This window comes from Psychrobacter proteolyticus (genome assembly GCF_038155145.1).
Classification (GTDB): Bacteria; Pseudomonadota; Gammaproteobacteria; order Pseudomonadales; family Moraxellaceae; genus Psychrobacter; species Psychrobacter proteolyticus_B.
In genome coordinates this window covers 79,086-99,191 of the sequence record NZ_JBAKAY010000009.1, presented here as the reverse complement: position 1 = coordinate 99,191, position 20,106 = coordinate 79,086, and the positions used below count along the sequence as shown (strand labels likewise).

The 20,106-nt window shown below is 44.1% G+C and carries 17 protein-coding genes and 1 tRNA gene; 13 read left to right on the top strand and 5 right to left on the bottom strand.

Features of this window, described 5'->3' with window-relative positions; translation table 11 throughout:
- Positions 1–24: 24 nt before the first annotated feature.
- Positions 25–825, bottom strand: a complete 801-nt coding sequence (locus tag V6252_RS11800) for an NAD-dependent deacylase (protein ID WP_341610553.1) — start codon at positions 823–825, stop codon at positions 25–27.
- 35 nt (positions 826–860) lie between these two features.
- On the opposite strand from V6252_RS11800, the gene V6252_RS11795 reads away from it, so the two are divergent.
- A complete protein-coding gene (locus V6252_RS11795; RefSeq protein WP_341610552.1) occupies positions 861–1,223 on the top strand; it encodes a hypothetical protein in 363 nt (120 codons plus the stop codon).
- Between the two features lie 136 nt (positions 1,224–1,359).
- On the opposite strand, the gene V6252_RS11790 is transcribed toward V6252_RS11795, so the two are convergent.
- Positions 1,360–1,436, bottom strand: a tRNA-Arg gene (locus V6252_RS11790).
- Positions 1,437–1,788: 352 nt separating this feature from the next.
- Here V6252_RS11790 and V6252_RS11785 point away from each other — a divergent pair.
- From V6252_RS11785 to queF, 4 genes are all read left to right on the top strand, one after another.
- The gene (locus V6252_RS11785; protein ID WP_101204943.1) at positions 1,789–2,445 is read left to right on the top strand and encodes a c-type cytochrome; all 657 of its coding nucleotides are present in this window, start codon (positions 1,789–1,791) and stop codon (positions 2,443–2,445) included.
- A gap of 317 nt (positions 2,446–2,762) precedes the next feature.
- Positions 2,763–3,725 (top strand): ABC transporter ATP-binding protein, encoded by a 963-nt coding sequence (locus V6252_RS11780; RefSeq protein WP_057758608.1) that lies wholly within the window; start codon positions 2,763–2,765, stop codon positions 3,723–3,725.
- Positions 3,726–3,754: 29 nt separating this feature from the next.
- Entirely contained in the window at positions 3,755–4,528 is a 774-nt protein-coding gene (locus V6252_RS11775) for an ABC transporter permease (RefSeq protein WP_057762348.1), read from the top strand.
- A gap of 65 nt (positions 4,529–4,593) precedes the next feature.
- Positions 4,594–5,481, top strand: coding sequence for an NADPH-dependent 7-cyano-7-deazaguanine reductase QueF (queF, locus tag V6252_RS11770; protein ID WP_341610551.1), 888 nt, complete (start codon positions 4,594–4,596; stop codon positions 5,479–5,481).
- A gap of 105 nt (positions 5,482–5,586) precedes the next feature.
- Here the strand turns inward: queF and V6252_RS11765 are convergent, their stop codons facing one another.
- On the bottom strand, positions 5,587–7,305 hold the full coding sequence (locus V6252_RS11765; RefSeq protein ID WP_102093514.1) for a proline--tRNA ligase: 1,719 nt from the start codon (positions 7,303–7,305) through the stop codon (positions 5,587–5,589).
- A 593-nt stretch (positions 7,306–7,898) separates the two neighbouring features.
- On the opposite strand from V6252_RS11765, the gene V6252_RS11760 reads away from it, so the two are divergent.
- Positions 7,899–8,639, top strand: a complete 741-nt coding sequence (locus V6252_RS11760) for a DUF4230 domain-containing protein (protein ID WP_341610550.1) — start codon at positions 7,899–7,901, stop codon at positions 8,637–8,639.
- 21 nt (positions 8,640–8,660) lie between these two features.
- On the opposite strand, the gene V6252_RS11755 is transcribed toward V6252_RS11760, so the two are convergent.
- Positions 8,661–10,295: a cryptochrome/photolyase family protein gene (locus tag V6252_RS11755; protein ID WP_341610549.1), complete on the bottom strand. Its 1,635-nt coding sequence runs from the start codon at positions 10,293–10,295 to the stop codon at positions 8,661–8,663.
- 171 nt (positions 10,296–10,466) lie between these two features.
- On the opposite strand from V6252_RS11755, the gene V6252_RS11750 reads away from it, so the two are divergent.
- From V6252_RS11750 to V6252_RS11720, 7 genes are all read left to right on the top strand, one after another.
- Positions 10,467–11,168, top strand: coding sequence for a phosphoribosylanthranilate isomerase (locus tag V6252_RS11750; protein WP_341610583.1), 702 nt, complete (start codon positions 10,467–10,469; stop codon positions 11,166–11,168).
- Positions 11,169–11,328: 160 nt separating this feature from the next.
- Positions 11,329–12,603 carry a tryptophan synthase subunit beta gene (gene trpB / locus V6252_RS11745; protein WP_191114778.1) on the top strand — a complete coding sequence of 425 codons (1,275 nt, stop codon included), beginning with the start codon at positions 11,329–11,331 and terminating at the stop codon, positions 12,601–12,603.
- Positions 12,604–12,745: 142 nt separating this feature from the next.
- Complete coding sequence (trpA, locus tag V6252_RS11740; protein ID WP_191114779.1) at positions 12,746–13,570, top strand: tryptophan synthase subunit alpha; 825 nt, start codon at positions 12,746–12,748, stop codon at positions 13,568–13,570.
- Between the two features lie 397 nt (positions 13,571–13,967).
- Positions 13,968–14,915, top strand: a complete 948-nt coding sequence (gene accD / locus V6252_RS11735; RefSeq protein WP_180952657.1) for an acetyl-CoA carboxylase, carboxyltransferase subunit beta — start codon at positions 13,968–13,970, stop codon at positions 14,913–14,915.
- A 199-nt stretch (positions 14,916–15,114) separates the two neighbouring features.
- Complete coding sequence (gene folC, locus V6252_RS11730) at positions 15,115–16,488, top strand: bifunctional tetrahydrofolate synthase/dihydrofolate synthase (RefSeq protein WP_341610548.1); 1,374 nt, start codon at positions 15,115–15,117, stop codon at positions 16,486–16,488.
- 258 nt (positions 16,489–16,746) lie between these two features.
- Positions 16,747–17,952, top strand: coding sequence for an SPOR and LysM peptidoglycan-binding domain-containing protein (locus tag V6252_RS11725; RefSeq protein ID WP_341610547.1), 1,206 nt, complete (start codon positions 16,747–16,749; stop codon positions 17,950–17,952).
- A 249-nt stretch (positions 17,953–18,201) separates the two neighbouring features.
- Positions 18,202–18,744: a DUF2726 domain-containing protein gene (locus V6252_RS11720; protein ID WP_057758628.1), complete on the top strand. Its 543-nt coding sequence runs from the start codon at positions 18,202–18,204 to the stop codon at positions 18,742–18,744.
- 81 nt (positions 18,745–18,825) lie between these two features.
- Here the strand turns inward: V6252_RS11720 and V6252_RS11715 are convergent, their stop codons facing one another.
- Entirely contained in the window at positions 18,826–19,803 is a 978-nt protein-coding gene (locus V6252_RS11715) for a DUF1853 family protein (protein WP_341610546.1), read from the bottom strand.
- Between the last annotated feature and the right edge of the window lie 303 nt (positions 19,804–20,106).

Here is a 20,106-nt window from a genome sequence, read left to right as displayed (position 1 = left end):
AGCAATGTTTATAAGTAGTAGCATTTATAAAGTAGTAATCTCTTCTATAAGCAGTGGTAAAACGATTCCTGCCTTTTCTGCTAATGTGATATCGACGATAGTATTTGGCGTTGGGTCGGGGTTTATCTCAATAACTTGCGCGCCATTCTGTTTGGCTGATTGTGCCAATCCAGCAGCAGGATAAACCAAGCTTGATGTACCGATACTGATAAACACTTCGCAATTAGCTGCAGCTTCTTCGGAAGTGTGCCATGCCTGCACAGGTAGAGCTTCGCCAAACCAAACAATATCTGGTCTAATATAACCACCGCAATGCGGACAGCTAAGCAGTGTTTCATCAAAGTTCATGGTGCCTTGATTGTCGTATGACGCTCTCGATTGATCTTGATAGGGTGTCTCACACTGACTACAGCGGTTACGCCACAGATGACCATGTAGGTGGGTCACTGCGCTACCAGCTTGCTCGTGCAAATCATCGACATTTTGGGTGATGAGTGTTACCTGCTGATCGGAGGTTTGCGCATGATACTGCCACTGGGCCAACGCATGATGGGCAGGATTTGGTGCTTTGTCTGCGACCATTTGCCGACGCCATTGATACCATGACCACACCAGCTTTGGATCACGAGTGAACGCTTCAGGGGTGGCCAAGTCTTCGACACCGTAATTCTCCCACAGTCCTGTTTGCTTATCTCGAAACGTTGGGATGCCGCTTTCTGCTGAAATGCCAGCTCCAGTCAAAACGCAAATACGCTGTTTCGACGCCAGTAGTTGTGCTGCAAGTTTTACTTCTGCTATTAACGCTGGTGATAATTCTGCTAACATGAGCCAACCCTTGCTAATAATGGATGTTTTTACTTATGATAGACGGAATTTGGTGGCTTGTCATATTGTTCGCTGTCATCGCAGTTTTATGGTTCGTGGCAAAATCGCGCGGCGCAAAAGTAGGCGAAAAGCATAGCGGCATAAAATCAAAAAATGCAACACCGAATGATGCGCTGCAAAAAACATCAGCGATATTAAAACAGCATTTTGCTGATTATCGAGTCACACGTAAGGCAAATCATTTGCTTGTTAGCAAACAAGACAAAAAAATTGCAATGATTACGATTGATAAAAAGATTGCTGAGGGTCAGCGCCGTTTGGGTGATGTGCCAGTGATTAATTATCACCGTATACCTAGCCGTGCTCAGCTAACAGCTAACTTACAAGATGCAGAGTAAGTTATATATAGATGAGAGCACTAGAAATATACAAGCACAGAAAAACCGCAAACATTTTGATATGTAGGTTTGATGAGTATAGGAAGTTTAAGAGAGTACTAAGGGAAAGGTAGAGCGAGATTGTAAACAGTATAGTTGGTGCGCTCGGCGGGAATCGAACCCACGACCCTCGGCTTCGGAGACCGATACTCTATCCAACTGAGCTACGAGCGCATATGATAACGATATGTCTGACTGTCACGCTTAGATGCGCATGATAATTAGCATAAGGTGTCTAGAAATAAAGACCGCTTAGTCTAACAAATAAAAAGCATAAAGCCAATAAATGACAGTCGCGATTGAGGTTTTTTAAGAAAAAACAGTCAAGTCATTAAACAAGCATGGCAATTTACCTGCCTTTTCCCTTATAATGTTGGGGAGAATTCATATTTATAATCACCGATTGCAAGTGCGTTGGCACGCGGGATGGCTGTCTGCTATTGAAGACTTAGAAGTCGTCAAAGGAGGACAGACAGAATGTCCGAGCCGTGCTAGTCCTTGTATACGTAATAAGAGAACGTGACGAATGAGAAAAGTAGTTATGTTATCGGCAGCTGCCATTCTAGGAATCGCTAGTATCGCGGTGAGCCAAGCTGAAGATGTTGTAGACACTCCTGTAACTGCGTCAGACGTAGCAGAAGGCCAAGAGGTCGTAGAAGCTGCTCCTGAAACGCTAGGTGACGATACCCAAGCTGCTGCAGATACGACAGATGGTGCTGCGCCTACTGACGAAGCCGCTCCAGCAGAAGGCGAAGAAACTGCTGCTGCAGCGCCTGCCGCTGATGAAGAGCCAATTCCACAAGATACGCCGCAAGTACAGAAGCTAATTGCTTTGTATCCTAATCTGATTGCGCGTATCCAGCCTGTTGCCAATATCTGTTTTGAAGATGGTGAAGCTTGTGATGTAACGGCACGCTCATCTGGCCCAGCTGCTGGCGACGGTCCTCGTGACGGTAAAGCGGTATATAACGCCGTATGCCATACTTGTCATACAGCAGGCTTGCTAGGCTCTCCTATCTTTGGTGATGCTGGCGCTTGGGGTCCACGTATCGCAAAAGGTAAAGATACGCTATATACCCATGCTATCAACGGTTTCAATGCGATGCCTGCAAAAGGTGGCGCGGATATTCCTGATGAAGAAGTTCAAAATGCTGTAGATTATATGGTCGCAGAAGCAAGCTAATCTTTATTGATTATCTTCCAAGCTTTTACGATAGTTATCTATAAAGCGCCTATTTCAGTGATGAGATAGGCGCTTTTTCATGATGAGTATTATTAATATGGTACTTCGAATATAAGGCAGTTGAAATTCGTCATGAGTAGCCTCATTTTATGAGATTAGTTCGTTTATTACCGTACATTGTCACCTTTAGAGAGTAGAGTGTGTTGAACATTCTTATATGGCTTCTGCCTATATGCTAATGATAGTCGAATGTTCAACACGGCCTATTATTCTAAAATCGCATTTTATATAAATTGATAACAAATAAAGAGGTCTTCATGTCTGATGCACCAGCACTCTCCATAAAAAACCTATCCAAAACCTACGACAATGGGTTTTCGGCATTAAAGGGGGTTGATTTAACAGTACCACAAGGTGGATTCTTTGCGTTACTCGGGCCAAACGGCGCAGGCAAATCTACCATGATTGGCATTATTAGCTCATTGTTTAAGCCAACCACCGGTAGCGTCCATATTTTTGGCACAGACCTATTAGAAAATCCTTCTATTGCTAAGCAATACCTTGGTGTTGTACCGCAAGAATTTAACTTTAATATGTTCGAAAAAGTCGAAGATATCCTCATTACACAAGCGGGTTATTTTGGTATTCCGGCAAAAGAAGCCAAACCACGCGCAAAGAGACTGTTAACAGCGCTGGGATTATGGGATAAACGCGACAGTAAGTCACGTGAGCTATCTGGCGGTATGAAACGTCGTCTGATGATTGCGCGAGCATTGATTCATAAGCCAAAATTATTGATTCTTGATGAGCCAACAGCGGGTGTCGATATCGAGCTACGCCGCTCAATGTGGGAATTCATGCAGCAGATTAATATCGAAGAAAACACCACCATTATTCTGACGACTCATTATCTCGAAGAAGCTGAGCAATTGTGTAAGCGTATTGCGATCTTGGATCACGGTGAGATTCGAATCAATACAGAAATGAAAGAACTACTGGCGCAGTTGTCGGTAGAGACGTTTGTATTTGATTTGGATACGCCGCTCACTGAACAATTGGCTTTGACAGGAGTTACAGGGGTCTCGCAACCAGATGAGCAAACGCTAGAAGTTACCTTGACAGAAGGTGAGTCACTAAACGGTGTCTTTGATCAGCTATCTGAGAAAGGTATCAGTGTGGCAAGTATGCGCAATAAAGCTAACCGACTAGAAGAGTTATTTATGCGCTTGGTAGACAAAAACATTCAGAGTGCAGATAGCATGAAGGAGGCGGGATTATGAGTCAGGAACTAATCGATCATAATAAAACAATGTCATTGAGTAAGAAGTGGATTGCGTTTCGTACTATTTGGTTCAAAGAAGTGCGCCGTATTTTACGTATCTGGCCGCAGACGTTGCTACCGCCAGTTATCACGATGAGTTTGTATTTTGTCATCTTTGGTAAGATGATTGGTTCGCGTGTGGGTGAGATGGGCGGCGTGCCTTACATGCAGTTTATCGTGCCTGGTTTGATCATGATGTCGATCATTACCAACAGTTACTCTAACGTCGTCTCAAGCTTCTTTAGTGCCAAGTTCACGTCTAGTATCGAAGAGCTTTTGGTCTCGCCCGTATCCAAGCATGCTATTTTGATGGGTTATATCAGTGGTGGTATCTTCCGTGGACTGGCTATCGGCGTGATTGTCTCGATAGTGGCGCTGTTCTTTACTGATCTTGGTATCGAGCATTTATTTGTGACTGTATTTACGGTACTTGGCACGTCTATTTTGTTTTCATTAGGCGGCTTTATCAATGCGGTATTTGCACGCTCATTTGATGATATCTCTATCATTCCAAGCTTCGTATTGACGCCATTGACCTATCTTGGCGGTGTGTTTTATTCGATGGAGAACTTATCGCCATTTTGGCAGAATATCTCGCTACTGAATCCTATCGTTTATATGGTTAACTCATTCCGTTACGGTATTCTTGGCTACTCTGATGTCAATGTTTGGTATTCGATGGCGGCTATTTTTGTGTTCTGTGCGATATTTTATACCATCGCCTATCGCTTGCTAAGTAACGGTTCGCGTGTACGTTTATAGTGTGTATTATTCGCTAAGCATATTATTTAGAGCAAATTTTAAACGGTTTAATATTAGGAAGACAGATGAGTATTCACGGTATCTTGGGTGAGCAAACCACAGACTATCCAACTGAGTATAGCCCAGAGACGCTATATCCGATTGCGCGCAGCATGGGACGTGATGCGATTGGTTGGCAAGACGACAAGTTAACCGTCGGTGTCGATTGGTGGCAGGCTTTTGAGATATCTTGGTTAAATCTGCAAGGTATCTCGCAAGTGGCTATCGCGCGCTTTAGCATTCCTGCTAGCTCACCGTTTATCGTAGAATCAAAGTCGCTTAAGTTATATTTGAATAGTATTAACTTTACCGAGTTCGCCAGTTGGAATGACGTACAAGCGTTGATTGCGAAAGACTTGTCAGCTTGTTTGCAAACAGACGTACAGGTAGCGTTATTTGGTCTAAACGATGATCTAGATGGTAATGAAACAGCGTTATTGATTGCTCAGCCTGAGGGTGTTTGTATTGATGAGGCACTAGCAGGAAACACGGACAAAGTTGCGTTAACTGAACATCCTGATGCGTCATTGCTAAGTGCTAGCGAAGAAATAGAGGCGAGTAGTGAAAGCATGGTAAATGATGGTACGCAGCCGTATACCTTTTATTCCAATCTACTGCGCAGTAACTGCCCAGTGACCAATCAACCAGATTGGGGCACTTTGGCCGTATCGATTACAACTGATAAGTCTTTTAATAATGCAAATATGCTGCGTTATATATTGAGCTTCCGTCAGCACAATGGTTTCCATGAGCAGTGTGTCGAGCAGATATTTGCTGATTTGAGCCAATACTATCAGCCAAGTGAGCTAATGGTACGGGCATGGTATACGCGCCGCGGTGGTATTGATATCAATCCTTGCCGTGTTAGTGATATTCGTTTATTGCCTAAGCCAAGCCGTTTGATCCGCCAGTAAGTTCTCGCTAAAAATACAATGTTAAATAGTTTTTAAGCCCATAAAAAGCGCCTATCTCACATGATGAGATAGGCGCTTTTTGTTATATAGTCTTTAATTACAAGACTATTTACCGCTTACTTTTGCCATGACTTCTTCACGGCTTAGCATTTGCTTTTCAGCTTCACGGCGATTGACGTACTCATACTTGTCTTCCGCCAAGTTGCGATCAGAGACGACGATACGATGCGGTATACCAATCAACTCAAGGTCAGCAAACTTAACGCCTGGGCGCTCGTTACGATCGTCCAATAGTACGTTGATACCTTGAGCTTTTAACTCTTCATACAGAGCGGTTGCCGTCTGCATGACCGTCTCTTCTTTAGACTTCATCGGGATGATAGCGACTTCAAAAGGAGCGATTGAATCATCAACCGTTGGTGTTTTTGGCCACATGATGCCGTTTTCATCATTGTTCTGCTCGATAGCAGCGGCGATGATACGGCTAACACCAATACCATAACAGCCCATCATCAAGGTAACAGGTTTGCCATCTTCACCAGAAACCGTACAGTTCATCGCTTGTGAGTATTTATCACCCAACTGGAAGATATGACCAACTTCGATACCGCGTTTGATTTTCAGGCTGCCTTTGCCATCAGGAGACGGGTCGCCTTCTTGTACATTGCGCACATCAACGATGCGAGTAATGCGAGTATCACGTGCCCAGTTCATACCGATAGTATGTTTGTTCACTTCATTGGCACCGCAAACAAAATCTGACAACGCAGCTGCTGAACGATCAACGAACACAGGCATATCTAAATTAACGCCGATATAGCCTTTATGCAGACCTGCTGCTTTTAACTCTTCGTCAGATGCTAATGTCAATGGTACGTTGGCTTCTTCGATTTTCTCAGCTTTGATAGTGTTGAGCTGGTGGTCGCCGCGCAATACGATAGCAATCAGTTGTGGCTCATCATTCTCAGTATGACCATGAACGATCAAGGTTTTAACCGTCGTTTCTAACGGGATGTCCAAGTGTTCAGCAACCATTTTGCAGCTGGTCATGCCTTCGGTTAGAACGTCTTCACGCTCCATTTTCGGTGGTTGACGCTCAGCGGTGCTGACAGACTCTGCTAGCTCTACGTTGGCTGCATAGTCAGATGAGTCCGAAAACGCAATGTCGTCTTCGCCGCTATCTGCCAATACATGGAACTCATGTGAGGCAAAGCCACCGATAGAGCCCGTATCTGCTTGTACCGCACGGAAATCTAAGCCCAAGCGGGTAAAGATGCGTGTATAAGCGTCATACATATCATGGTAAGTCTTGGCCAACGAGGCTTGATCCACATGGAAAGAGTAAGCATCTTTCATGGTGAATTCACGAGCGCGCATCACACCGAAGCGTGGACGAATCTCATCACGGAACTTACCTTGAATCTGAAAGAAGGTAATCGGTAGTTGTTTATAACTACGTAGCTCACCTTGTGCTAGATTGGTGATGACTTCTTCGTGCGTTGGACCAAGTACAAAGTCGCGATCATGACGGTCTTTGAAGCGCAGTAGCTCAGGACCATAATCATCAAAACGTCCGGTCGTCTGCCAAAGTTCAGCAGGCTGAGTCATCGGCATAAGCACTTCTTGTGCACCGACGTTTTGCATCTCTTCACGAACAATGCGTTCGACCTTTTGCAAGACACGCAGACCCATAGGCAACCAAATATATAATCCAGAAGCAATCTTGCGGATAAGACCAGCACGCACCATCAATTGGCTTGAGGCGATGTCGGCGTCACTTGGGGTTTCTTTTAGTGTGGCAAATAAAAATTGACTGGCTTTCATAAATAAAGCGTAACCTTATCAACGATAAAAAAATAAGAAATAGTAGGATGTTGAGCGTATGGCTAATCGTTTCATTGCCGCCGCAAGCTTACCTTTATCACTTAGCAATAATCTAGGGTATTTCCTAGTTACCAACCTGCTTATATACAAAGCACATCAGTAAAAACCACTCTCATAAAAGAGAGGCAAATTTGATTTGATGTATCAATATGCCAAAAATGCAATATATTCAGGTCAAAACCCTGATAAATGCTTTAAGACTGACATTTTATTCATACAATCTGACTATGTTAGGTAAAGTTCGCCTAAGACGCAATGACTTTTTGTCTTTTCAGACCGAACGTGACGCAAAGGGTTCAATAAGGGATAAATAATTGAACTATTTATATGATTTTATAGCGAAAGTACTGCTTATTTTAGAGACAGTTTATTAAGATGATTGCGTAGAGGTTTATGCATAAAGTTATGTAGAGGAATGGTAGCCATTACTTGAAGTTACTGCACAATAGTCGCATTTATAGACTAAGCATCTGTTCCGTTTTTACAACGCTTTTAGCCTTACCAAACGATGCAACATTATAAAGGTAGCTTCTATGGATAATCCTGATATGAATAACGCTAAAGCCACTCAAAAGCCTGAGAAACGTCCTATTGCGACAATGTCGTGGGTGATATTACTCATTGGCTTAGTAGCGATTGTCTTTGCTATTTATAGCGCGCAAAACAAACCAGAAGAAGCGCCGATAGAAACTATTACTCGCGAAGGGGTGGTTACGCAAATTCAGCAGTTAAATCGCTTACATACCGTCGCATTTAGTGTCGATACAGTGATTACGAGCGAGCGACCTGGGAGCTGGATGAAACTGTGGCAGGATGAGCAAAAGGCATTGTTTATCGCCCATGGTCGCGTAGAGGCAGGCGTTGATTTGAGTGCACTGACACCTGAGATGGTACAAGTAGTGCAACCTGCTCAAGCTAATGAGGATGAAGAGCAAGTAGCTGAGCCCAACTCACCAGCTGCCACTATGCCGCAAATCAATATTACTTTACCGCCTACAGAGATATTTTCAGTATATCTGGATGATATTGAAATTTATGACTGGCAGACAGGTGCTTTTGGCATGATGCAAGTCGATCCTAAGATATTGGCACAAGCACAGACTATGGCAAAGAAAGACGTGCTTGAGCGTGCCTGCCGAGGTGATGTCATGAATATGGCACTGCAAAATGCGCAAACCCAGTTGCAGCAGCTATTTGCACTCACGGGAGCGGTAGTGACGGTTAACACTCAGGGTGCAGGCGCTTGTCAGTTGCCAGTCACTACCAATGGCTAATCTGCTAGTTGTTTTTTAAACTTAAGCTTCTTTTTTAAACTCAGCAATAGCTAGCTTGCGTGCTGATTTATGCTCGACCATTGGCGCAGGATAGTCGACATCGGCAAACTTACCACCTTTTGCCAGTTCTTTACGCATCTTATCTTCGTTGTGCAAGATACTGTTAGGAATATCTTTTAACTCTGGTAGCCAAGTTTTAATAAACAGAGCTTTAGGATCGTGCGTATTGGCTTGGCTAAAGGGGTTCATAATACGGAAGTAGGGCGCTGAGTCCGTACCTGTCGACGCGCTCCATTGCCAGCCACCGTTATTGGAGGCAAAGTCTCCATCTATCAGTTGCTGCATAAAGTATCGCTCACCCAAGCGCCAATCAATCAGCAAGTCTTTTGTCAAAAACATCGCGGTGACCATTCGCAGGCGATTATGCATAAATCCCGTCGCATTTAGACAACGCATTGCTGCATCTACGAGCGGTACGCCTGTCTTACCAGTGCACCATGTCTCAAAATCATCGTTATCGTACGACCAATTAACTTTAGTATCAGTCTCTTCTTTATACGCTTTATGACGAATCAGATTTGGTTTTTCGACCAGTACATGACGATAAAAGTCTCGCCACGCAAGCTCACTTATCCAACGATTGATGTCTTCATTATCACCGTCATTACCGTGTAGCTTCTCTTGTGCTGCATTTGCCTGTAGATAGCAAAATCTAGGGCTTATAGAGCCTATAGTGAGATAAGCTGATAGCTGACTGGTTGCGTGCAGATGAGGGACATCACGGCTCACATCATAATTATTGATATCATCATCGACGAATGCCTCTAGACGTTGGCAAGCGGCAGACTCACCTGCAGGATAGGCGTCTCTTGCTTGGTCAAGCTGAGCTGTCATATCGATATGCTGCAATGATTCATTCTTTTCTAATGTCTGCTGATAATCACTGAGCATCTTCTCACTTAGTGCTTTGATATCGTCGATTGTATTGGTAAACGTTTGCGATGATGGTAGTTTGATTTTATAATCGCTATCCACTGCGGATGCTTCATGCATTTGGATGGTGCTGACGTCCAACGTATGTCGCCATTTTTTATAAAATGGGGTAAAGACCTTATACATACTATCGCTATCATTGGTCGTGATACTTTGCGGTGGCAAAATGCATTGGTCATGCCAGCGGACAAACTCGATATCGCCTTTTGCAAGTTGTTTGCTTAACTGCTCATCACGGCCAATCTCATTGCCTTCGTACTCGTGATTGGCCATGACGCAGCTGATTTCATTGTCATTGCATAAAGTCGTGAGCGCATCTATACAGTCAGCAAAGCTTGAGCAGAGCTGTACTGTTAAAGTGATATTCAATTGCGATTGTAATTCCTTCGCTAGAATAGGTAGCGTGCGAGCAATGTGATCAACTTGTACAAGGGAGGTATCGTGTGCTTGCCACTGCTCAGGTGTCAAAAAGAATACGGCAGACACTGAGGCGTTGTCTTCATTGGCACGTTCGCAAAGCGCTGCTAAAGCAGTATTGTCATGGATACGTAGGTCACGACGAAACCACATCAAGTAATGCGGTGGATTTTTGCTAGTATCATTGTCGTCAGTATCAGTATCAGTATCAGTATCAGTAGCGGCTGTCTGTGCAGTCTTAGACATCAAAGTATCCCTATATTAATCAATCGCAATCATAAACAAAACTAAGGATAAAAGTATGCTAGGATAAGTTTTTGGATGCAATGGCTTTGCCGTTTGGTTAACAAAACCTCATCACATCTAACGATTTATCTTTGGCTTGAACCTATCTGATGCCGCTATAATCGGTGTCATATTCAGTACCATGAAACGCAAGGTCACAAAATGCACGTTAAGTTTTGCGGGTTTACTCAGCTTAGTGATATACAGACTGCGGCACAGCTAGGGGCAGATGCAGTGGGTTTGGTGTTTTATCCACCAAGCCCACGTGCGGTCACGATAGCGCAGGCGCAAACCCTAAGCGCTGCCGTACCTGCTTTTGTCAGTGTGGTGGCATTGGTAGTCAATATGACCAAAGATGAGCTGATTAACTTAGCAAGCAACGTCTCTTTTGATATTATCCAGTTTCATGGTGATGAAACGCCTGAGCAGTGCCAACAGCTGGCAGGTATGGTCAATAAACGCTGGATCAAAGCATTGCGTATCAATACAGAGCAAGACAGTCTCGATAGCGTTCGCGCCCAAATTAATCAATTTGCGACCGCAGGTGCCAGTAGTATTTTACTGGATGCTTATCATCAAGATGCATACGGCGGTACAGGGCAGCGTTTTGATTGGAGTCTCATTCCACATGACAGTGCACTGCCAATCGTTTTGGCTGGTGGACTCAATGCCGACAATGTTGCGGCGACATTAGATTTGCCGATTTATGGCGTCGATGTGAGCGGTGGTATTGAGGTTGATAAAGGTAAAAAAGACGCTGCCAAAATGCGTGCCTTTATGAAAGCGGTCAAGCGCGATCGATGGCAAAACGCTACGGTCACTGGCGCCATCTAAGTGGGTGTGTATCTAGCTATTTGCGATAAATAATCTGCTTAGTTGATCGTTATTCCGATTTTTCTGCTTAAATCTGATTAGATTGTTATCCTTTTTATTATTTTCTCTCTATTTATCTAAAGTTATCTAAAAAATACCACTTATTACAGTAGGAATTATCATGAGTCATGTCGAGAACAAAGATTTATCTGCTACCGCACAATCGGTTAATACTTTTACCAACCCTGAAAACGTACAGGACTTTAATCAGTATCCTGATGCGCGCGGTCATTTCGGTGTACATGGGGGGCGTTTTGTCTCTGAGACGCTAATGGCTGCTTTAGAAGAGCTAGAAACGCTTTATACCAAAGTAAAAGCAGACCCAGCATTCTGGGAAGAGTATCACAACGATTTGGTCAATTATGTCGGTCGTCCAACGCCGCTGTATCATGCTAAACGTTTGAGCGATGAGATTGGCGGTGCGCAAATTTACTTCAAACGTGAAGACCTAAACCATACAGGCGCACATAAAGTAAATAACACCATTGGTCAGGCACTGCTTGCCAAAATGTGTGGTAAAAAACGTATCATCGCTGAGACTGGTGCAGGACAGCATGGCGTAGCGACGGCGACAATTGCCGCACGCTTAGGGCTAGAGTGTATCGTCTATATGGGTGCTGACGATGTCGAGCGTCAAAAGATGAATGTCTATCGTATGCGCTTGCTTGGCGCGACAGTTGTGCCCGTCACTTCTGGCTCACGCACGCTCAAGGACGCAATGAATGAAGCCATGCGTGACTGGGTGACCAATGTGGATAGCACCTATTACATTATCGGTACTGTGGCAGGCCCGCATCCTTATCCGCTGTTGGTTCGTGATTTCCAAGCGATTATCGGTAAAGAAGCACGTATTCAGCATCTAGAAAAAACAGGCAAAATGCCAGATGCCTTGGTTGCGTGTGTCGGTGGTGGCTCAAATGCTATTGGTTTGTTCTTTGACTTCCTAAACGATACTGACGTTAAAATGTATGGTGTCGAAGCGACAGGCGATGGTATCGAGTCAGGTCGTCATTCAGCACCATTGGCTGCTGGTCGTATTGGCGTGCTACATGGTAACCGTACTTACCTCATGGCAGATGATGATGGCCAGATTCAAGAGACGCATTCTATCTCAGCGGGTCTTGATTATCCTGGTGTCGGCCCAGAGCATAGCTTCCTAAAAGATATGAAGCGCGTTGAGTATGTTGGCTGTACGGATAAAGAAGCGTTAGAAGGCTTCCATGAGGCAACTCGTAAAGAAGGTATCATTCCTGCGCTTGAGACTGCTCATGCTGTCGCTTATGCATTGAAACTGGCTAAAACCATGACCCCTGATCAGACGATTATCGTTAATATGTCAGGTCGCGGTGACAAGGATCTGCATTCAGTGATGAAAGCAGAAGGGATTGAGTTGTAGTAACGAGTATCTTTGTAAGTTATCAAATTTATAAGTTACTAGATTCTTCTTTATAAGAAAAATTGTTTGACCTTTTATTGTTCAATATAGGTTATTAAATGAAAGGTCAAACAAGCCAGTTTATAACAATTAAGAGACCACTATGACCAGAATTGAAAGTACCTTTGAAACCTTAAAATCACAAAATAAAAAAGCCTTAATTCCTTATGTAATGGCAGGCGATCCTAATCCGACCACTACAGTAGGTCTGTTGCACGATTTAGTGAAACACGGTGCAGATATGATCGAAGTCGGTCTACCATTCTCTGACCCAATGGCCGATGGCCCAACTGTAGCCTTGGCTGGCGAGCGTGCATTAGCAGCAGGTACGAGTACTCGTGATGCATTAAAGATGGTTGCAGAGTTCCGTCAAACAGATACGCAAACGCCAATTATCTTGATGGGCTATCTTAATCCCGTTGAAATCATCGGCTATGACAACTTTGTGGCGCTATGTGAGCAGTCAGGCGTTGATGGTTTGTTGATGGTAGATTTGCCACCAGCAGAAGCGGGTAGCTTCACTCAGCATTTAACTGATCATTCGATGAATGAGATTTTCTTACTATCACCAACGACGTTGCCCGAGCGTCGTGAACAAGTATTGACTCATTGTGGCGGCTATATTTATTATGTATCACTAAAAGGCGTGACTGGTTCAGCCACACTAGATACTGACGATGTAGCGACCCAAGTTCAAGCAATCAAAGCAGAAACAGACTTGCCAGTATGCGTCGGCTTTGGTATCCGTGATGGTGCCTCTGCAAAAGCGATCGGTACTCATGCAGATGGCGTTATCGTCGGTAGTGCCTTGGTACAGAACTTTGCCGATATTGATGCCAATGACGCGGCTGCGGTTGCAAATGCACAGCAGAACATCATGGCAAAAATGGATGAGCTACGCGAAGCGTTAGACAGTTTAAGCGCTTAATAGCTATTGCTTTCATATTGTTATTACTTAAAGAGATAGTTATTTGAAGAAATAGTTATTTGAAACAGCAAAGTCAAATCGCAGCTATTGTTTACCTAAGACTTTACGCAAATGCTTTACGTGAAGACAATACTAAATGACTTTGCTAAAATTAGTTTACGAGTGTAAACTAACATCACTATTATATGGTGTCTGATAGCAATGATTTATTAGTCATTTTGATTGGCAAATATATCATCTATCAACAAGCGCATAATCAAATTACCGACATACGAGATTTATTTATCAGTATGTCGCATGATTGCTCATGTTATGACTGTATTAGACGCTTTGTTTAGACAACCATTAAACTCTCAATGACAAGCGAATGAGCAAACTTGTCAATAAGCCTTTTATGATGGCAAATAATATGACTGATACAATAACAAAACCCGATAACAATACTGCTAAAGCCGCGCCAAACAGCAATACGGATAGGCAGTCATGGTTTAACCGTCCTATTCCAGGCATCAAGCAGCATTTGACTGCGCCACTGTCTGCGGTAGAGACTGAACCATCAACTAAGTGTAGTAATTGTCATTCGATGATTACCAACACAGCGCTGATTTTTAATTGCTATGTGTGCCCGCATTGTGATCATCATTTACCGATGAGTGCTCGTGAGCGCTTGAACTGGCTGCTTGATCAAGTAGACGGCGAGACAGGGCAAGAATTTACGGCAAAAGATCCATTGAGCTTTGTGGATAGTAAACCATATCCTGCGCGTATGAGTGAAGCACAAGAAAAAACAGGTGAGTCTGAGGCGTTGGTTGCGATGTATGGCAAACTGCGTAACCTTGATATCGTCGCCTGTGCTTTTGACTTCCGCTTTATGGGTGGGTCAATGGGTTCAGTCGTTGGTGATCGTTTCGTTCAAGCAGCTGAAAAAGCGCTAGAGCAAAAAGTACCTTTGGTTTGCTTTGCCGCTTCTGGTGGTGCACGTATGCAAGAAGGCCTGCTATCGTTGATGCAAATGGCACGCACGGCAGCGGCGATTGAGCGTCTAAGAATCGCTGGGATTCCCTACATCGTGGTATTGACCAATCCGGTATACGGCGGTGTAACTGCATCACTGGCGATGCTGGGTGATATCCATCTAGCAGAACCAAAAGCGATGATTGGTTTCGCTGGTAAGCGTGTGATCGAGCAGACTGTACGTGAGACGTTAGAAGAGCCATTCCAGCGCGCTGAGTTCTTATTAGAGCATGGCGTAGTGGATGAAGTAGTACACCGTCATCAGCTAATTGATACAATCTATCGTCTGCTTGCAAAACTATGCCGCGTACCAAATGTAGATGCTCAGTAAAATGAGATGCTCAATAAGGTAAATGACTAAGTATAATGAATCATTTATTGAGTGCATAAAGACTTAGCTGCGTGCTAACATCTACTGCATATGCAAGACCCCTAATAGCATTTATCGTCATTGCACGGTAAGTGCTATTTTTGGTTTTAGCTAACACATATATTTTTATCTCTTATTAAATTTTATATAGGTTTTATCCATGTCTGACCTTTTAGCATCTGACCTTCGCAGCCCCAACGCCCATAGTCCTAATGAAAGTGCTAGCCTAACTGAATGGCTCGATTATATGCAGCAGATTCATGTATCTGCAATTGATATGGGATTGTCACGTGTGTTACCTGTCGCAGAAGCGTTAGGCGTGGTGCAATCAGCGAAAGATGACGCTTATGTATTTACTGTAGCAGGTACCAATGGCAAAGGTTCTACAACCGCTGTCATCGCCGAAATGTGTAAAGCCGCAGGCTACAAGACGGCACTATATCAGTCGCCACATCTGAGCGTTTTCAACGAGCGTGTGCGTATCAATGGCGAGATGGTCAGCGACCAGACGCTGATTGAGGCTTTTAGCAAAGTAGAGGCAGCACGCTTACAGTGCGATTTGACGTTGTCGTTCTTTGAGATGACTACACTAGCAGCACTATTGATATTCGCTGAAGCAGACTGTGACGTGTGGGTATTAGAAGTAGGATTGGGTGGACGGCTAGATGTGGTCAATATTATTGATCCTGACATGACAGTTATTACCAATATCGGTATCGATCACGTTGACTGGTTGGGTGATAATGTCGAGGATATTGGTCGCGAGAAAGCAGGTATCTTGCGCAAAGGCATTCCTTTGATTTACGGTGCTACTGAGATGCCATCCAGCGTGCAACAAACCATCGATACTCAGCAGGCAACTTGTTATCAGATTGGACAAGATTTTAGCTACCGCGATATTGATTCAACGACTTGGCAATACAGTAATGCGGCGGTTACCTTGCAGTTACCACGTCCTGCGCTATCGTTAACTAACACGGCCAATGCACTATCAGCAGTATTAGCAAGTCCATTAGATGTTGAAATCAATGCGATTGAGCAAGCACTACAAACTGTCAAATTAGCTGGTCGCTTCGATTATCGTGAGAGCCATAGCCGCCATTGGTTGTTTGATGTGGCGCATAATGAGCAAGGCGTTGAGTTCTTATTAGCCCAGCTATTACCGTTTTGGCAGCAGCACGTAGCCAAGCAAAGTAATCAAAATAGCTCAGCGGATATCCCTACACCAAAAATAAAAATGCTATTTTCTATGTTAGGTGATAAAGATATTGGTAAGGTTGTGCAGCGCCTAACCCAAGCAGGCTTACCGATTAGTGATTGGTTTATCGCTGAAATCGATTATCCTCGTGCCGCGACTACTGAACAGCTGCAAGATGTTTTGGTTAAATATGTTGATAGCACCAATATATATGAGTTTGACGGTCTGTATACAGCGACCCATGCAGTGATAGAGGCGAGCCAGCCGCAAGACCTTATCGTCGTATGTGGCTCGTTTCATACGATTGGGGAAGCATTAATTGCCCTTAGCGTATGATAATTTAAGTTAAAGTAGTGCCTGTTTAATGTTAATCTTAGTCGTAGCCTGATAGCAGACAGCATGAAAAATATGCTTTATAATCAAAATGATTTGCCAGACTGGTAGAAGATGGTCGGCACAAATTTTGAACTCTGATGGCATTAACTGACAGTAACTGGCGGTAAGAGATTATGATTAAAGCGATTGGATACACTGCTTTGAGATTGTCGCTGCACCGCTCAATCAACCTTATTACCAACTAAGAGACGTAAACGGATGAACTTTTCGAGACAAGCCTTATTGGGCATTGGGATGATTATCGGCGGTAGCGTGATGCTATACGCCATGGTGCAACAGATTGGCGATAGCGATCAACCAGAGCCGATGTCAGCGATGGTTGATAAATCAAGCTCGGAGCAAGAGTCTCCGCAGCCGCTCACCACTGATATCGAAACAGAAAAACGTATCCTTGCGCAAAAGCAAAAAGAGCGTGCAGCCCGCGTTGCAGAGCAAGAAAAACGTGCAAAAGAGTTTTTGACAGAGCAGGAAGTTGCAGAAGCAGAAGCATTGGCTAAGGCACGTGCTGAGAGCCAGCAATATGTTGATAATAGTGCGCCAACTACTGATGAAACTACCAATACAGAGGCTACAAAAGACGTTACTACAGATCTGACCGTTCAGCCTCGTACTGAGAGTCAGTCTGCTACTGATATTACAAAGTCTAGCGAAGCCGAGAAGCAAAAAGCGGTTCAAGAGCAACAAGAAGCTCAAAGGCAAGCGGCCATCAAAGAGCAAGCGGCCGCCAAAAAACTTGCTGAGAGCAAAAAACAAGCGGAGGCAGAGAAACTAGCCGAAGCAAAAAAGCAGGCTGAAGCCCAAGCAGCGGCTGAGAGAAAAAGAGAAGCAGCTGAAGCGGCTAAAAATGAGCCACCAAAATCGCCTTCTGAATATCAGATTAAGAAAGGTGATGGACTCATAAAGCTAGCAAGACAATACAATATGCCTGTAGAAGTATTGGCTCAAGCCAACAACCTATCACCATCAGCAGCGCTACAACTGGGTCAGAGCATCACCATCCCATCGAGCAAACAGGTACAGCGTCTGGAGCGTGAAGCGGCGGCCGCTGAACAAGCGCGTGAGAAGAAGCGCCAACAAGAAGAAGCGCTGGCGAAGAAATCTGCCGATGCCAAACGTGAAGCGCAGAAGAAACTGAGCGAAGCGCGTAAAGAGGTTAAAGAAACAGACGCTAAAGGTAGCTTTGGGGTGCAAGTGGCTCTAGCAAATGACCAAGCCAAAGCGGATGAGTTAGCGAAAAAGTTCCGAGCAGCAGGTTATCAAGTCAAGACCAGTGCCACCAGTCGTGGAGTGCGTGTTGTGGTTGGGCCTGAACGTGGCAAAGTCGCAGCATTGGCACTAAAAGATAAAATCAATAGTGACCCCAAAGTAAATACGACCAGCGCTTGGGTGCTTTACTGGCGTTAAGCTAGAGTTTCTAGCGGTCTCGATTCGGCTTTTATCTACTTTATATAAAAACACGACAAATACTGTCGTGTTTTTTGTTTTATAGATTGCTGATTTGCGCCGCCTTAGTTAAGATGAGCGCCATTTTTACAATCCGTTGTTGTATAACCTGTCAGCCTATATAGGTTGCCTTGTCGTGGTCGGTGCATTGTTCATTGCTATTAATAATGACAAGTAGCCCATCACTCTCATATTGTATAAGGTAGAACCATGTCGTTTGGTGTTATATTTTTAATATTGGCCGTTGGGTTTTTGGGTCTGATTACGTTACCGAAGCTGCTACCAACACTACTGACGAAGCGCCCCGTCGTCGAGCCTGATCCAAAACCTGTGCGCGGTGATGAGCTAGCGATCTGGCCATTTGCGCCGATGCCAATCATGACCGATACGGAAGTGATATTTTTTAATAAGTTAAAAAACGCGCTGCCGGAGTATCACATATTTGTCCAAGTACAGCTGTCACGGATCATTGAAGCCAATAGTAGTGAGACATCAGAGCGTAGCTTTTGGTTCAATCGTATCTGCCGTCAGAGCGTTGACTATGTGATTGTGGATGTCGATGCTCAGACCACATTGGTCGCTATCGAGCTTGATGACTGGACGCATAGTAGCAAAGCCCGCCAAAAAGCGGATGATAAGAAGGATAAGGCGCTTGCCAGTGCAGGTATTGCGATGGTGCGCTTCCACGCTGAGCGTATGCCGAGTGCCGATATGCTTAGATATGAGCTAATGCAAGTGATTGAAAGCTATTAAGCATTCTGTGAAAGCTGTCCGATTGTTAAGGCTAAAACATTATCCAAGCAGTTTCATTTTAAAACTTTAGGTTAGCTAAATTTATTCATCGAGTTGGTCTGACTGCCTTGGATAAATAACGACTAGTCGATTACCTTCAAAATATAAACCTGTTTTAGGTAGTTCGCTATCTGACCAAACTATCGGCTGCTGATGACCATCATAAGTATTTCGCTCATCATAAAAGTCGCGCTTGGTGAACCATTCAATATAATGCGCGGCTCGCAAAGCGGTAGTGTCAATCGTTGCAAGACTTGCCATGTCTCTTTTATCACACCATTCGTGTATCGGAAAGCTCGGCGTTAGCCAATATGGCCAGTCATAATCACCGCAATCAGCTGTGTTAATCGGTAAAAAGAATCGCCCTTTGATCACGCCATAACGCTTATCGATTTTTACCTGTCCGTGATTTTCTGTATCTACCCACACCGCTCGAAACTGCTTGGTTTGCATGTGTGTCATCTTGCGCTGTAGATTATCATTGGAATTAATACCAACCCAGTTCACAGGCTCAAAAGGTGCTGATCCCATAAAAAACTTAATGGCTAGCTCCCAATGCTCTACTAGCTGTTCTGCATGGTTATACAAAATCAAATCAAGCTCGCCAGTCGTCTGCTTACCATTATAGAGCTGCACATTGCTAGCCAATGTCTCATACGAATGCAGCTTGCGCGCAAATCCATCCTCTAACCAAAATGACAGTAAGCCTTCAAAATGAAATCCCAGCCGATTGGGACTTGGGCGTTTGAGTAAATAGCGAGTCAGCACTTGATAGGCGGCAGTGGTGTCTAGCTCTGTTAATCGTTGCTCATACGCCTCAAATTGCGTCTGCCAAAATTGCGCGCTATGCACGGCAACGGTATGTGTACTCTGATGTGGCGCAAAGTCTAGCCACTGTGTCAACACATTGGGACAAGACAGTACATAAGACAAATCGCGCACATAAGGTCGGCGGTAACGTTCCCAAGGAGCGTCATTCATGAGGCGATTAGGTGTGGGCTGATTGACAGGCTCGGACATAGGATAAACCAGTGTAAAGGTGTAGCATTTACCCTAACGGCTCGCTCTATAAAAGTCTATAGATGACAAGTATCTGCTAGGGTAGTGCTCAGCTTTTTGGCTTTAAAACATGATATTAATGTGATAAATATGAATGCTGATATCAAGCGGTGATAGCAGGTAGGGTAAAAGGATGCTGAGTACTATTTTAAGTAGAGAGAGTTGCCATTTAGGTTGATGTTGAGATGGTTTTTGTTTTGGCTTAGTTGGAATATGATTTTTCTGTTTCATGTGTCTAGCTCCATACTTACCGTAACTTGATTG